This window comes from Micromonospora sp. NBC_00898 (assembly GCF_045207895.1).
Taxonomy (GTDB): Bacteria; Actinomycetota; Actinomycetes; order Mycobacteriales; family Micromonosporaceae; genus Micromonospora.
On the sequence record NZ_CP108775.1, the window covers coordinates 6,166,746 to 6,179,756 of the forward strand.

17 protein-coding genes and 1 tRNA gene are annotated in these 13,011 nt (G+C 69.0%); 12 read left to right on the plus strand and 6 right to left on the minus strand.

The features are described from left to right. Nucleotides 1-38: 38 nt before the first annotated feature. A complete protein-coding gene (gene deoD, locus OG799_RS29940) occupies nt 39-746 on the minus strand; it encodes a purine-nucleoside phosphorylase (protein WP_406039819.1) in 708 nt (235 codons plus the stop codon). Nucleotides 747-821: 75 nt separating this feature from the next. On the opposite strand from deoD, the gene OG799_RS29945 reads away from it, so the two are divergent. Further along, a tRNA-Ser gene (locus tag OG799_RS29945) sits at nt 822-908 on the plus strand. A gap of 131 nt (nt 909-1,039) precedes the next feature. On the opposite strand, the gene OG799_RS29950 is transcribed toward OG799_RS29945, so the two are convergent. Both OG799_RS29950 and OG799_RS29955 read right to left on the minus strand, forming a co-directional pair. Continuing rightward, nucleotides 1,040-1,594 (minus strand): MauE/DoxX family redox-associated membrane protein, encoded by a 555-nt coding sequence (locus OG799_RS29950; RefSeq protein WP_406039821.1) that lies wholly within the window; start codon nt 1,592-1,594, stop codon nt 1,040-1,042. Then, nucleotides 1,564-1,836, minus strand: a complete 273-nt coding sequence (locus tag OG799_RS29955; RefSeq protein ID WP_406046450.1) for a helix-turn-helix transcriptional regulator — start codon at nt 1,834-1,836, stop codon at nt 1,564-1,566. The genes OG799_RS29950 and OG799_RS29955 overlap by 31 nt, the downstream gene beginning before the upstream one ends. A gap of 273 nt (nt 1,837-2,109) precedes the next feature. On the opposite strand from OG799_RS29955, the gene OG799_RS29960 reads away from it, so the two are divergent. The 8 genes from OG799_RS29960 to OG799_RS29995 all read left to right on the plus strand — a co-directional run bounded on the left by OG799_RS29960 (nt 2,110) and on the right by OG799_RS29995 (nt 8,810). Next, nucleotides 2,110-2,334, plus strand: coding sequence for a hypothetical protein (locus OG799_RS29960; RefSeq protein WP_406039823.1), 225 nt, complete (start codon nt 2,110-2,112; stop codon nt 2,332-2,334). Between the two features lie 111 nt (nt 2,335-2,445). Next, nucleotides 2,446-2,973, plus strand: coding sequence for a TlpA family protein disulfide reductase (locus tag OG799_RS29965; RefSeq protein ID WP_406039825.1), 528 nt, complete (start codon nt 2,446-2,448; stop codon nt 2,971-2,973). Next, nucleotides 2,970-4,937: an ABC transporter ATP-binding protein gene (locus tag OG799_RS29970; protein ID WP_406039827.1), complete on the plus strand. Its 1,968-nt coding sequence runs from the start codon at nt 2,970-2,972 to the stop codon at nt 4,935-4,937. The genes OG799_RS29965 and OG799_RS29970 overlap by 4 nt, the downstream gene beginning before the upstream one ends. 38 nt (nt 4,938-4,975) lie before the next feature. Then, nucleotides 4,976-5,425: a hypothetical protein gene (locus OG799_RS29975; protein WP_406039829.1), complete on the plus strand. Its 450-nt coding sequence runs from the start codon at nt 4,976-4,978 to the stop codon at nt 5,423-5,425. Nucleotides 5,426-5,431: 6 nt separating this feature from the next. Continuing rightward, nucleotides 5,432-5,842, plus strand: a complete 411-nt coding sequence (locus OG799_RS29980; RefSeq protein ID WP_406039831.1) for a S26 family signal peptidase — start codon at nt 5,432-5,434, stop codon at nt 5,840-5,842. A gap of 186 nt (nt 5,843-6,028) precedes the next feature. Next, nucleotides 6,029-6,937, plus strand: coding sequence for a peptidoglycan-binding protein (locus OG799_RS29985; RefSeq protein WP_406039833.1), 909 nt, complete (start codon nt 6,029-6,031; stop codon nt 6,935-6,937). Beyond that, on the plus strand, nt 6,934-7,623 hold the full coding sequence (locus OG799_RS29990) for an ABC transporter ATP-binding protein (protein ID WP_406039835.1): 690 nt from the start codon (nt 6,934-6,936) through the stop codon (nt 7,621-7,623). The genes OG799_RS29985 and OG799_RS29990 overlap by 4 nt, the downstream gene beginning before the upstream one ends. Then, on the plus strand, nt 7,620-8,810 hold the full coding sequence (locus tag OG799_RS29995) for an ABC transporter permease (RefSeq protein WP_406039837.1): 1,191 nt from the start codon (nt 7,620-7,622) through the stop codon (nt 8,808-8,810). Before OG799_RS29990 ends, OG799_RS29995 begins: the two co-directional genes overlap by 4 nt. A 29-nt stretch (nt 8,811-8,839) precedes the next feature. Here the strand turns inward: OG799_RS29995 and OG799_RS30000 are convergent, their stop codons facing one another. Then, the gene (locus OG799_RS30000; RefSeq protein ID WP_406046451.1) at nt 8,840-9,334 is read right to left on the minus strand and encodes a hypothetical protein; all 495 of its coding nucleotides are present in this window, start codon (nt 9,332-9,334) and stop codon (nt 8,840-8,842) included. 44 nt (nt 9,335-9,378) lie between these two features. Next, complete coding sequence (locus OG799_RS30005; protein ID WP_406039839.1) at nt 9,379-9,981, minus strand: hypothetical protein; 603 nt, start codon at nt 9,979-9,981, stop codon at nt 9,379-9,381. 157 nt (nt 9,982-10,138) lie between these two features. Between OG799_RS30005 and OG799_RS30010 the strand changes: the two genes are divergently transcribed. Next, nucleotides 10,139-10,339 carry a hypothetical protein gene (locus OG799_RS30010; RefSeq protein ID WP_406039840.1) on the plus strand — a complete coding sequence of 67 codons (201 nt, stop codon included), beginning with the start codon at nt 10,139-10,141 and terminating at the stop codon, nt 10,337-10,339. Nucleotides 10,340-10,387: 48 nt separating this feature from the next. Here OG799_RS30010 and OG799_RS30015 read toward each other — a convergent pair whose 3' ends face one another. Continuing rightward, a complete protein-coding gene (locus OG799_RS30015; RefSeq protein WP_406039842.1) occupies nt 10,388-11,002 on the minus strand; it encodes a TMEM175 family protein in 615 nt (204 codons plus the stop codon). 644 nt (nt 11,003-11,646) lie between these two features. Here OG799_RS30015 and OG799_RS30020 point away from each other — a divergent pair. Next, nucleotides 11,647-12,270, plus strand: a complete 624-nt coding sequence (locus tag OG799_RS30020) for a low temperature requirement protein A (RefSeq protein WP_406039844.1) — start codon at nt 11,647-11,649, stop codon at nt 12,268-12,270. Further along, nucleotides 12,240-12,818, plus strand: coding sequence for a low temperature requirement protein A (locus tag OG799_RS30025; protein WP_406039846.1), 579 nt, complete (start codon nt 12,240-12,242; stop codon nt 12,816-12,818). The genes OG799_RS30020 and OG799_RS30025 overlap by 31 nt, the downstream gene beginning before the upstream one ends. Nucleotides 12,819-13,011 lie beyond the last annotated feature (193 nt).

Below are 13,011 nucleotides of genomic sequence, written 5' to 3' on the forward strand. Positions count from 1 at the left end.
CCACCGGGCGGTGGCGGGGCGGTCGGGCTGTGGAAGGATCAGGCGATGGCGGTGTCGAGGGCGATCTCGACCATCTGGCTGAAGGTCTGCTCGCGCTCGGCGGAGGTGGTCTTCTCGCCGGTCTTGATGTGGTCGCTGACGGTCAGGATGGTCAGCGCCCGCGCCTTGAACCGGGCGGCGATCGTGTACAGCGCGGCGGACTCCATCTCCACGGCCAGCACGCCGTAGTCGGCGAGGGTGTCGTAGAGGTCCGGCCGGTCGGTGTAGAAGGCGTCGGCGGCCAGGATCGGCCCGACGTGCATGGTGATACCGCGCCGCTCGGCCACTTCGACCGAGGTGCGCAGCAGCCCGAAGTCGGCCACCGGGGCGTAGTCGATCAGCCCGTCGAAGCGCATCCGGTTCATGTTCGAGTCGGTTGACGACCCGATGGCGGCGACCACGTCCCGCAGTTGGAGGTCCTCGCTGAGGGCGCCGCAGGAGCCGACCCGGATCAGGGTCCTCACGCCGTACTCGTTGATCAGTTCGTGGGCGTAGATGGAGGCGGAGGGCATGCCCATGCCGGAGCCCTGGACGGAGACCTCGACGCCGTTCCAGCGACCGGTGAAGCCCAGCATGCCGCGGACGGTCGAGTAGCAGCGGGTGCCCTCGAGGTAGGTCTCCGCGATCCACTTGGCCCGCAGCGGGTCACCCGGCATCAGGACCCGCTCGGCGATCTCTCCCGGCTCAGCGCCGATGTGCGTACTCATGGCAAAGATCCTGCCAGGCCCGGCCCGGGGATACCGGTTCGGCGTCCATACCCAGGGTCCTGTACCCTACTCGGCGGTGGCGTGTCCGAGTGGCCTAAGGAGCACGCCTCGAAAGCGTGTGAGGGTTTACGCCCTCCGCGGGTTCAAATCCCGCCGCCACCGCTCGTGAGATGCGAGAACGCCCGGCCGGTCCAGCAGGACCGGCCGGGCGTTCCGCGTTCGGCCTCCGTCACCGTCGGCTGCGACCCACGTTGCCGTGCATATCGAGTTCACCGGTCCGTGACCGGCTCGGCTCATCCGCGCGAAACCAGGTACGCGATGTCGTCCCACCGCGTGAGGATGAAGCCGAGGAACGCTCCGCACAGCCCGGCGACCGTGCCGGCGGGAGTCAGCGCCACCGCCGTGTCCGCGGTCACCCCCACGGCCAATGCGCTGCCGGCGATCACGATGATCCCCAGGTTCCGCAGGAGATGAGAGGCACCCATCTCACCTGCGTCCGAGCCGAAACACCGACACTGGAGACCCGTTCCGGACTTCATCGCGGCAGCCGCGACGACAGTGAAGACGGCAAGCGCGGCAATGGCGGTGGCCAGTCCGATCGGTGCCGTTCGTGGATGCGCGACCAGAGCCACCACGGCAAACTCGGTCACGAAGACCCCGGCCACCGCCGTCGTACGAAGACTGTCCGGAAGCCAGTTGAGGCGCGAGAGCGAGTCACGAAAGTCGGCCAGACCGGCGCGGGTCCGGAACTTACCGACGAGCGCGACCGCGAAGATAACCGCGACGGCTGCGCGACCGCCGGCGTAAACGTAGGCCGTCATGGCGCATGCCGATTCGATAGAGGCCATCTGCCAACCGCGGGGTATGGCGGTTTAGGCAACTGTACGGGCGGCTCCGGTGCAGTTATCGACACCAGTCCGTAGTGCGAACAGAGACATCCCAACTGAAATCGACTTGTCGCACCGAGCATCGTGGCGAGATTACCTAAACGTCGTTCCACCGTGCGGCAACTGATGTTCAACGATCGTGCCGTGGCCTCGTCCGTCGCCCCCTCGGAAAGCAACGACAGGATGGCAAGAAGCCCATTCATCCCCGGCAGTCCGCCATCGTCCCGCGTAGACCGCAGCTCCACTCGACCTCCCCGTAGCGGTGTGTAGAGCAGTGCCCTGCTTGGCCGAGGGTACCGGAAGCAGCACACGCCGTGAAGGCCGGCACGTGAGAGGTGTTCGTGGCGGGTGTCCGCCAGAGTGGCCGACCTGCATTGACCCTGGTCTACCCGGCCGAATACGGTTCCCGGCACCAGGCGCTGTGGCTCCGGCGGTGGGCGCCGGAGCCACAGCTACTCGACACACCAAAGGAGAGCATGGTGAGCCGACTCCTCGAAGCCCGTCCACTGCGGCGGGCGCTGGCCGATGCTATCTCGGTCCTGACCCCGAAGGCGAACGCGGGTGCCTGCGTTCCTGAGAACGGCAGTCTGTGCTACTGCAACTGCTACCGCCTGTGCGATCCGCACAACTGCTGGTACACCTGCTACAAGGTGCGGGTCGACTGCTACGGCAGGTGCAAGGAGAGCAGCACCTTCTGCTGATCATCGCAATCGGGTGACCCGACCGCATGTTCGAATCCGACCCGCTGGCACGTGGTTCCCTTGTGCCGGCGGGTCGGTATCTCGTACTCCACCGATAGAAGGGGTGCATTGATGCTGTCTGCAATCGTGGCGGTCGTCGGCATCGTGCTGGCGGGCAATGTTGTTCTCACACTGGCGCTGGCACGCCGGATGAAGGAACTGGAAAATTCAGGCGGATCCCGCCATGGCGATCCGTTTCCGGCTCGTGGCACCCGGGTCGGCCGGTTCGCCGCCGTCGATCTCGATGGAACGACCCTCACGAACCAGGACCTCCTTGAGGGCGTGACCTTCGCGGCCTTCCTCATGCCCGGTTGCGGTCCGTGCGAAGAGGTGCGGTCGGCGCTGCACGGACTGTCGCCGCAGCAGGGGCAGTTGATGGTCTTCGTGGCCGGCGACGCGGCGAACCCGGAGACTCAGAAGATCGTCGGCTCGCTGCCGGATCGCGCGCGGGTGCTGGTCGCCTCAGCTGCCGGTGACCTCTTCTCCGCCTTCGGTGTGACCGCATTTCCCACCGTGATGAAGCTCGTCAACGGTGTCGTGGAGATGGCCGCCAGCCGGGTGGAGGCCCGGCAAGCCCACGCTGCCGAGGTGGCTGGGTGAATTCCGAGCCGCTGGCAGGAGTGAGCATCCGAGCATTCGGGGCCCTGACCTGGCAGGCGGTGGTGTTGGGCTGGCGCTCGTCGAGACTCCTGTCCGTCGTTGCCGCCGGAGCGATGGCGGTGGCAAGCGCGACGCCGGCGGTGGCGGCCTGGTCGAGCAAGCTGCTCGTCGACGGCGTGTCGGATTCGTCGGCCTCACCTCGCCTGTTGGTCGGCCTGGCGGTGGCGGTGGTGCTGCTCACCGGAGTCGGCGCGGTCCTCGGGTACGCGTCGAGCCTCGCGGATGCGGCGCGGCAGCGGGCGGTCGCACTGCACGCCGAGGCGGCGCTCTACGGTGCGGTGAACCGTCAGTTGGGGTTGGCGCGGATCGAGAATCCCGACTTCCAGGATCGGCTGCGCCTGGCGCAGCAGTCGGCCACCGACGCACCGAACGCGGTGAACGGTTTTCTGCTTGCCGTCATCCGAACCATCGTCACGGTCGGTGGGTTCCTCGGAGTGCTCATCGCGGTGTGGTGGCCCATGGCGATACTGCTCGCCTTGGCCTTGCTGCCCACCCTGTGGGGACAGCTCCGGTTGACCCGGCTCGAGGCGGCCACGGTCGAGGCCACCGTCAGCGTGCAGCGACGCCGTTTCTCCTACCAGTCACTCCTCACCAACCCGACCGCGGTGAAGGAGGTCAGGCTGTTCGGGCTGGGCAGTCTGTTCCGTGATCGGATCTTGAGCGGCCTGGCCGAGGCGAGCGGGCGGGAACTGGCGGTCGCTCGGCGGACGGCAGCGATGCAGAGTCTGTTCGTTCTGCTCTCCGCCGCCATCGCGACGGTGGGTGCGGCGATGGTCGCCGTACGCGCCTCGCAGGGCCTGGCGTCCGCCGGTGATGTTGTACTGTTCGTCACAGCGACGATCGGAATCCAGGGAGCGTTCAACGGAACCATCGGCCAACTTGGAGCGATGGTGGCTGCGGTGAGGATGTTCTACCACTTCAGAGCGGTTGTCACGGATCCCCCGGACCTTTGCGACGGCGAACGTGACCCCGGCCCGCTGACTGACGCCATTGAATTCCGTGACGTGTGGTTCCGATACAGCCCGGCCAGCGACTGGGTCCTGCGCGGTGTCAATCTTCGGATTCCGGCCGGCGCTGCCGTGGCCCTCGTCGGTGTCAATGGCGCGGGAAAGAGCACCCTGGTCAAACTGTTGTGCCGGTTCTATGACCCCGAGCGGGGACGGATCACCTGGGATGGTGTCGACCTGCGCCAACTGAGGGCGTCAACGCTGAGGAGCCGCATCGGCGTCACGTTTCAGGATTACATGACCTATGACCTGACCGCTGCGGAGAACATCGGCGTCGGCGCGGTGGCCCACCTGGCCGATCGGGCGAGGATTCAAGCTGCCGCCAGGATGGCCGGCGCTGACGAGCTGATAGAAGCCCTCCCTCGAGGCTACGACACGCTCATCAGTCGGATCTTCTTCGACGGCGGACAACGCGATCAAGGAGTGGCGTTGTCGGGTGGGCAGGGCCAACGGGTTGCCCTCGCCCGGTCGTTGATGCGGGCTGACGCCGACCTTCTGGTGCTCGATGAGCCGAGTGCCGGCCTGGATGCCCTGGCGGAGGCCCGGCTGCATCGGACCATGCGGGAGCACGCCCGCGGTCGGACCACCCTCTTGATTTCGCACCGGCTGAACGCGATCCGGGACGCCGATGCGATTGTTGTGCTCGAAGATGGGCGTCGTGCCGAATTCGGCGCGCACGACGAGCTGATGGCCGGTGGCGGGCTCTACGCGTCCATGTTCAGCGCGCAGGCGTCGGGATATCAGGACGACCTCGTGCGGCGGCAGGTCGGCGTCCCTGGCGCCCGGGCGGGCGAGCCGCCGCTCGCGCCCAGCGGGTCCGGCGCAGCTGTGCCCATCCGCGTGATGCCCGGCGACATGCGCACGCTGCCCCGAAGCCCTGAGAGTGAAATGGGATGACTATGGCCACTCATCGGCGGTTATGGACCGTTGCGGCGATGATCGGGTTGCTCGCGGCAGCGGGCTGCACCTCTCCAGAGGATGACGGCATCGCCACGGCCAACGGTGCGGGTGCGAGCGCCTCCCCGACCCCCGATTTCGCCGGTGCCATGCGGCAGTACGACCAGTGCCTGCGGGACAAGGGCGTGGAAGGCGGGATGGCGGCAGCGACCGCAGGCCCGGGGCCCACGTCGGAGGTGTCCACCATCAGGGCGGCGGTGGAAGCCTGTGCCAAGTACCGGCCCGACGCCGGCAACCTCGAGAACGAGTCACCGGAGCAGCTGGCCCAGCGGCGAGCGGTGGCGAAGTGCATGCGGCAGAACGGGTACCCCGAGTGGCCCGACCCCGCGTCCGACGGCTCGATCAAACTTCCCAACACTCCCGAGTACTCGGCCCCTGAGGTGTGGACGCACTTCAACGATTGCGCGCGTAGCGCTTCGGCCAAGTGACCTGCCGTGCAGCCGCTGATCTACAGCCTGGTGGCCGCCGCCGTCGTCGGTGCTGTGCCGCTGCTCCTCAGGAGGGCGCTGGTGGTTCGCGTGGTCGGCCACAGCATGACGCCGAACCTCTGCGACGGCGACCGGTTGCTCGGCTGGCGCCGACGTTGCCGGGTCGGTGACGTGGTGGTCTTCCGGAGGGACGCCGGGGATGACCTCGCTCATCTGGTCAAGCGGGTCGCTGCGGTGGCGGGGGACAGCGTGCCCGCGGAATTCCGCCATACTTTCGACGGAGACCGCGTTCCGCTGGGCTACATCCTGGTGCGAGGCGACAACGCGCGAAGCCTCGACTCACGTCGGCTCGGGCTCGTGTCGTTGGACTCCGTCGTCGCCGTCGTCGTCCTGCGTCTGGAGGCCACGTGCACATGAGGGGCGGACGGTGTGAGCGTGCCGACTGACGCGGGGGGCAGCCGCACGCGCGGTGCTCGGTACGGGCGTCGGGCCCTGATCGCCCTGGCCGCCGTGGGAGCGGTCGCCGCGGCGGCCACTTCCACGCTGGGCATCCGCCGCGGTGGTGCGGAGACCCGGTCCGAGGGTGCCCCGGGGGTTCGCGGTGTGCCGATCAGGCGGGGGGATCTCGTCTCGACTCGTTCGATCAAGGGAACGCTCGACTTCGGTACGCAGACGGCTGTCGCCGCCACTCTTGCCGGCACCATCACCGAACTCGCACCTGTCGGGACCACGGTGCGGCGCGGCGGCGCACTGTTCCGGATCGATGACGAGCCGGTTGTGCTGGCCTACGGCAAGCGGCCGATGTGGCGTCCGCTGGGGCCCGGCGCGCGCGGCAGGGACGTCGCCCAGTTGGAGTCCAACCTGGTGGCGCTGGGCTACCGGACGTTGACCGCGGACGAGTCGTACACCGCGTCGACGGCGAGCACCGTTCGCCGGTGGCAGCGCCACCTGGGCGTACCCGACACCGGCCGGGTCGAACTCGGCCGGATCGTGTATGCCACCGGTCCGCTGCGGATCGCCGCGCACCTCGGGGGTGCGGGTGACCGGGCCCCGGGTCCGGCTCTGGCGGTCACCGGCACCGACCGGGCGGTCACCCTGAAACTCCCGGCGGCCGACCAGGTGCTGGCGAAGACGGGACGGGCGGTGACGGTCGGACTGCCCGGTGGCGAGGTGGTCGCGGGGCGCGTCTCGTCGGTGGTGCGGGCGCCCGCCGGGCAGGGCAGCGGTCCTGAGGAGGCGCTCGTCACGGTATCGATCGCCGATCAGGCCAAGGTGGCGAAGCTGGATGAGTCGGGTGTGGACGTCCGTTTCATGCTCGACGAACGCAAGGATGTGTTGACCGTCCCGGTCACCGCGTTGCTCGCGCTGCGCGAGGGCGGCTATGGCGTGGAACTCTTGGACGGTGCCGAGTCGCGGGTGGTCGCGGTGCAGGTCGGGCTCTTCGCCGATGGCCAGGTGGAGATCAACGGGGCCGGGATCGTCCAGGGTGCTCAGGTGGTGGTCCCAGCATGAGCTGGGCCGTCGAGCTGCGGGAGGTTTCGAAGATCTATCCGGGTGGGGTGGCCGCGCTCAGTGACGCCACGTTGGCGATCGCGGACGGCGAGATGGTCGCCCTGCTCGGCCCGTCGGGTTCGGGAAAGACCACCCTGCTGCAGTTGGCCGGCACGCTTGACCGACCGACCAGCGGCCTGTTGCGGGTGTGCGGGCACGACAGCAGCGCGATGTCCGATGCCGAACTGTCCGCGCTGCGGGCCGATTCGATCGGATTCGTCTTCCAGCAGTTCCACCTGGCCCAGCGGGTTTCGGCGCTCGAGAACGTCGCTGAGGGGCTGCTCTACGCGGGTGTACGGCGGCCGCGTCGGCTGGCCCTGGCGGAGCAGGCGCTGGAGCGGGTCGGCCTCGGCCACCGTCTCCGCCACGCCCCGCACGAGCTGTCGGGCGGGGAACGCCAGCGGGTCGCCATCGCGCGCGCCATCGTCGGGCAGCCCCGGCTCCTGCTCGCGGATGAACCCACCGGCAACCTGGACAGCGTCGCCGGCGCCGTGGTGCTCGACATCCTCCACGAACTGCACGGGTCCGGTACAGCCGTCGTGATCGTCACCCATGACCACGACATCGCCCGCGGCGTCCCGCGGCAGATCGTGATGCGGGACGGCAGGGTCGTCGGCGACGTCTCGACGGTGGAGGCCACGCCGTGAGCGGGCCGGTACCGCGCCGGCTGCACCCCGCCGACCTGGTGCGGGTCGCGGTCGGCGGGTTGAGCAGGAGGCCACTGCGCGCGGCCCTGTCGGCCCTCGGGATCGCGATCGGGATCGCGGCGATGGTCGCGGTGGTGGGCATCACCAGCTCGGGACGGGCTGAGCTGGATCGGACGCTGGCCCGGATCGGCACCAACCTGCTACGGGTCGCGCCGGGGCAGCAGCCGATGGGCGGGCAGGCGCAGTTGCCGGCGGAGGCGGAAGTGATGGTCGCCCGGCTCAAGCCGGTCACCGCCGTGTCCGCGGTGGGCCAGACAGCCGCCAAGGTCTACCGCAACGACCACGTTCCCGAAGCTGAGTCGAACGGCATCGCCGTCCAGGCTGCCCGGCTCGACCTGCCCGAGGTGGTCGGGGCCTCGATCAGCGCCGGGGTCTGGTTGACGGAGGCGACGGGCCGGTTTCCCACGGTCGTGCTCGGCGCGAGAGCCGCGGAGTGGCTGGGTGTCAGCAGGCCCGGCGTGCAGGTATGGCTCGGTGGTCACTGGTTCACGGTGATCGGAATCCTCTCGCCGGCGCTGCTCGCCGAGGAACTCGACGCGGCCGCACTCGTCGGCTGGCCGGCGGCGACCGACCTCCTGGGCTTCGACCGCCACCCGTCAACTGTGTACGTGCGGGCGCGCGAGCGGTCCGTCCCCGCGGTCCGTGCCGTCCTCGCTCCCACGGCCAACCCCGAACATCCGGCGGAGGTACGCGTCTCACGCCCCTCGGACGCCCTGGTCGCCAAGGTTGCCGCCGACCGCGCGCTCGCCGGCCTGCTCCTCGGCCTCGGCGGGGTGGGGCTGCTGGTGGGCGGCATCGGGGTGGCGAACACGATGGTGATCGCGGTGCTGGAACGGCGCATGGAGATCGGTCTGCGCCGATCGCTCGGTGCCCGCCGTAGCCAGCTCAGGTTGCAGTTTCTGACCGAGTCGCTGCTCCTCTCCGGGCTCGGCGGCGTGGCGGGGGCCGTGCTCGGCATCATCACCACCGCCGTCTACGCCTGGACCCAGAACTGGCCGACCGTGGTGCCCGCCTGGGCGTCGTTGGGCGCCGTGGGGGCAACCCTGGTGGTGGGGGGACTTGCCGGCATCTATCCTGCGGTCCGGGCCGCACGGCTCGCGCCCACTGAGGCCCTGACCAGCCCGTGACGGGCTTGCCGGCAGTACGACGTCGGCGGTCAGCAGGGGCCGTGGCCCTCGTCGAAGAGGCGTCGGGCCCAGTCCGCGCACCCGGCGATGATCTTGTGGACGGTCGTCCCGTCGTGGAGGAAGAGGTACGCCCGGTCGCCGTCGCGGGCGAGCCGCCCGTCGAACCGGTACGTCCCCTGTGGGGCGTCCAGGTCGACCGCCGACGGATAGGTGGCGCGGACCTCGGTGACCGGGCTGCCGACGGTGACCCCCTCGGGTGTGCTCATCCGGTCGCCGAGCCAGAGCAGCACGAGGCGGTCGTCGACGAAGATCGGGCTGACCGAGTCGTGCCCCGCCAGCGTCGGACCGCACCCGTCCATCTCGGTACGCAGCACCCCGCGCCGGGTCAGTTCCTCCTCGGTGTCACCGAACTCGGCGTTGCGCAGGCCGTCGAGGCTGACCACCTCGGTCGCCCCGACCGGCCGGGCCGGCACGTCCGGCCCCTGTGGACGGACACCGCTGCCGGCGATCGAGGCGGCCGCCAGCAGCGCGGCGATGAATCCGAATTGTCGCAGTTTCATGCAATCCCTCAGTCCCCAACGGGACCGGGGTCATCAGGTTGCTGGTACCGGCCGGATTGCCTGACTTCCCACTCCTCGGCCAGCTCGTCCCAGTAGTCCGCGGTGAGTCCCCGCCGGCCGTGCGCCAGCCAGCCGGCGGTGTCGCTCTCCAGGTGCAGCCCCAGCTCGGCGAACGGATCGATCCACGGTCCCGGTTCCGCGCCCAGCCGGGCGAGCGCCGCGTTGATCGGCCACTCGGCTCGCGGCCGGTCCAGGGCGTCGTCGAAGTGCGGCCCCCAGCTCACCTCGCCGCCCGACCACACGACCGACGACTGGTGTCCCGACCCGCCGGCGAACTGGGCCTCCAGGTACGCCACCGGACCCTGCCGCGACCAGCGGGCCAGCAGCCCCGCCAGCGTGGGCGAGAGAACGAGGTGGAACGGCTGCGCCCCGGACGGCTCCCCGGTTGCGAAGTCCGGCAGCGCGCCGGTGAGCTCCTCCACCAGCTGCGGGGTGACCGGGAGCAGGGCGAAATCCTGACGGAGCGCGGCGAGTACCGCGTGGTCCAGGCCGGCGGTCTGCTCGCGCAGCAGCTCGACATCGGCCACGACCGCGCTGAGCTGGTAACTCATCCGATCCTCTCGCCGTCCACAGGCTGTGGATGGAACATGTGTACGACGGATCCGCCGCTGCTGCCCGGGACGCCGTACCGCAGATCATCCCAATTCCCTCCGTACCCGGAAAGGGGCCGGCTCCGCTCGGAGCCGGCCCCCGCACCGTCAGCCCGGTGTGCCGGAGGAAACGCTCAACGACCTCAACCGGCGCCTCGACGCAGCCCTGCTCGACGACGGCCGGTTTTACGCCGATACCACCGTCTACGGCGGCAGGGTGGCCTTGCGGCCGGCGATCGTCAACTGGCGCACCACGGAAGCGGACATCGACCTGCTGATGGACGTGGTGCGGAAACTGATCCCCACGTTGACCGGCTGACCGGGGGTTAACTCCGGACGCGTAATCCGGGCTGGACCCTCCGGCTCATTACTGCCGCCCGCCCGCAGGAGAGCCGACCGTCGGGAGGTGTTCGAAGATGTAGTAAACGGGGACGGCGCCGATGATGGCCAGTGCCACCGGCGGGCTGACGAAGGCGACGGCGACCGCGGCCAGATACAGGATCGACGCTGCCCCGAATCGCAGCCGCGCCATCCAACGGGCCCGCTCCGGCAACGGCTGCGGGAGCCGCCCCGAGCGCAAGGTCCACTCGAAGATCCCGGCGAAGCTCAACCCCATCCCCAGGAAGGCAGCCGCATACAGAATCACCGCCACCCGGGCGTCCTGCCCGCCCAGCGCGAGGTACTTGGCCACCGTCGCCGTGTCTACGGGGATGAGGACGACGAACAGCAGCAGGACGAGGTTGAGGAGGGCCAGGGTCCGGTCGACGACGGCGACGTTCAGGATGAGGGCGTGATGGTTGACCCAGATGAGCCCGATCGTGGCGAAGCTGATCAGGTAGGTGACAAATGAAGGCCAGTGGTCCGCGACTTGATGCATGAGCGGGCCATGACCCGGGCCGGCCACCGCCAGGTTCAGCGCGAGTAGCGTGATCGTGACCGCGAAGACGGCATCACAGAATTCCTCCAGCCGACGTCGGTTCACTCCACAGTTCTACCGCAACACCCGGCCGTGCCGCGGGGGGTTCAACCCGGCCAGCTACCGCCGGGCCCGGCCGCCGGCGCGGCTTGGTCATCCCGTCTCCCTGTTGCCCTGACTGCCGTGACTGCCCGCTGCCGTCGGACTGCGTCCGTCGCGTTCGCTACTTCCGCACGGCCCAAACGGCTCAGCGACGGCCCAGCGATGGCCCAAGAGCATCCTTCGGAGTCGTCGTGTCCGAGCTGCACCAGCCATGGAGCAACGATCAGGACGCGTCTACCTGCCGCAACCCAAGTCCTACCTGGCGCTCACGTCCGTCGTTGTCCGCTGACGTCCGGCCGCGTCCGGGCCGATCGTCACTCGGTTGGTCACCCAGTGGTGTCGTGGTCCGGTAGTCACGACGCAGGCCGGTGACCTCGTTGCCCTCAGGGTCGTAGATGACCAGGCCGTGCCGCTCGGCCAATTGACACACAGCCTGCACCGCCTCAGTGTCCCGAGGCGAGCGAGCATCCGCCGAGTGTGGCTTCCCAAGATCGCACTAGGCCGTGGCGAGTGGCTTCCGTCGTTCCTGGCTCGTTTGTATGAAGTGATCACTGATACGAGAGGAAACGCCGCGGTTAGGGTGGGACGCTGCGCCGGGCTGATGGCGGATGGGTGAGCCGGGCGGCGAGCGGCTCATGCGCGAAAAAGCCGGCTGGCGGCGGGCGAGCGTCTTGGAGTTGCTCTTCGATCTTGTCTTCGTGTTCGCGCTCAATCAGGTCAGCTTGCGGCTGAGCCATGACCTCGGCGCTGGGCGTCAGCGATGGTTCGGCGAGGTGGGGGAAACTTTCCTGCTGTTCCTGGCGTTCTGGGTCCTGTGGCTGTCGACGGTCGCGTTGACCAGTCGGCGAAGCCCGGATTCGCTGGTGATCCAGATCGTGGTGTTCATGTCGATGGCCGGCGCGGTGGTGATGGCCGTCGCGGTACCGCAGGGGTTCGAGCAGTGGGCTCTCGCCTTCGCCGGCGCCTACGTGGCGACCCGGGTGGGCCGCCTGCTGCTCCTCCTCCTGGTCTTCGGCCGTCGATTGGTCGCCACCCCGGGGTTGCTCTCGATTGCCGTGAGCTTGGTGCTGTGGATCGTGGGCGCGCTGGCGCACGGCGAGGGTCTCCGCGCCATGCTCTGGACCCTCGCGCTGGCCATCAGCTACATCGGGTTCACGAAGGGCTTTCAACAATCGGCTGGCGGACCGATCGCGGGGAGCACATGGCCGAGCGATTGCAGCAGTTCTATCTGATCACGTTGGGTGAGGCGGTCCTCAGGTCCGGCGAGGCGCTCAGCGGCAGCAACTTGGGCACCCCGCATGCGCGCGGGTTCGGGCTGGCGTTCGTCGCCATCGTGCTGCTCTGGCGGGTCTATTTCTACCGGGCCGGCGCTGTCCTGCCGCTGGCCATCACGAGCGCCCGGATGCCAATCCAGGAGGCGGTGGCGGTAGCCGGGACTCACCTGCTCATGGTCACCGGCGTCTTCCTGGCCGGTGTCGGCTTCGCGCTCTACATCATGGAGCCGCTCGGCCGGCCGGAACCGAAGTGGCTCATCGTCATCCTCGGCGGGCCTGCGCTGTTCCTGGCCGGGCGGTCACTTTTCGAGCTGCAGGTCTTCAGCCGAATCTCCCGGTCGCGGCTGGCCGGCCTCCTCGCCCTGGGCCTCCTGATCCCGGCCACGTGGTATCTGCCACCCCTGGCCGTCGGCGGTGCCGCCGCTGCGGTACTGGCCGGAATTGTCGCCTCGGACGCTTGGCGCGGGCGGGGCCGCGCGCCCGAGCTACCCGCCCCACGGATCTGACCCACCAGGGAATCCCGGCCCTTCGCGGAGCGAACCGTCAGGGCCAGGGGCCAGACGGGCCTCAAGAACTACCCAACGTCAAAAGATCGTCTAGGAACGTGCTGAATTTCGGTGTTCCTCGGGGTATGCCCTGCGTGGATGCTTGGTCGGGTTGCCAGCGGCTGGAAAGCGGTCGGGTCGAGGTGGTGACGTT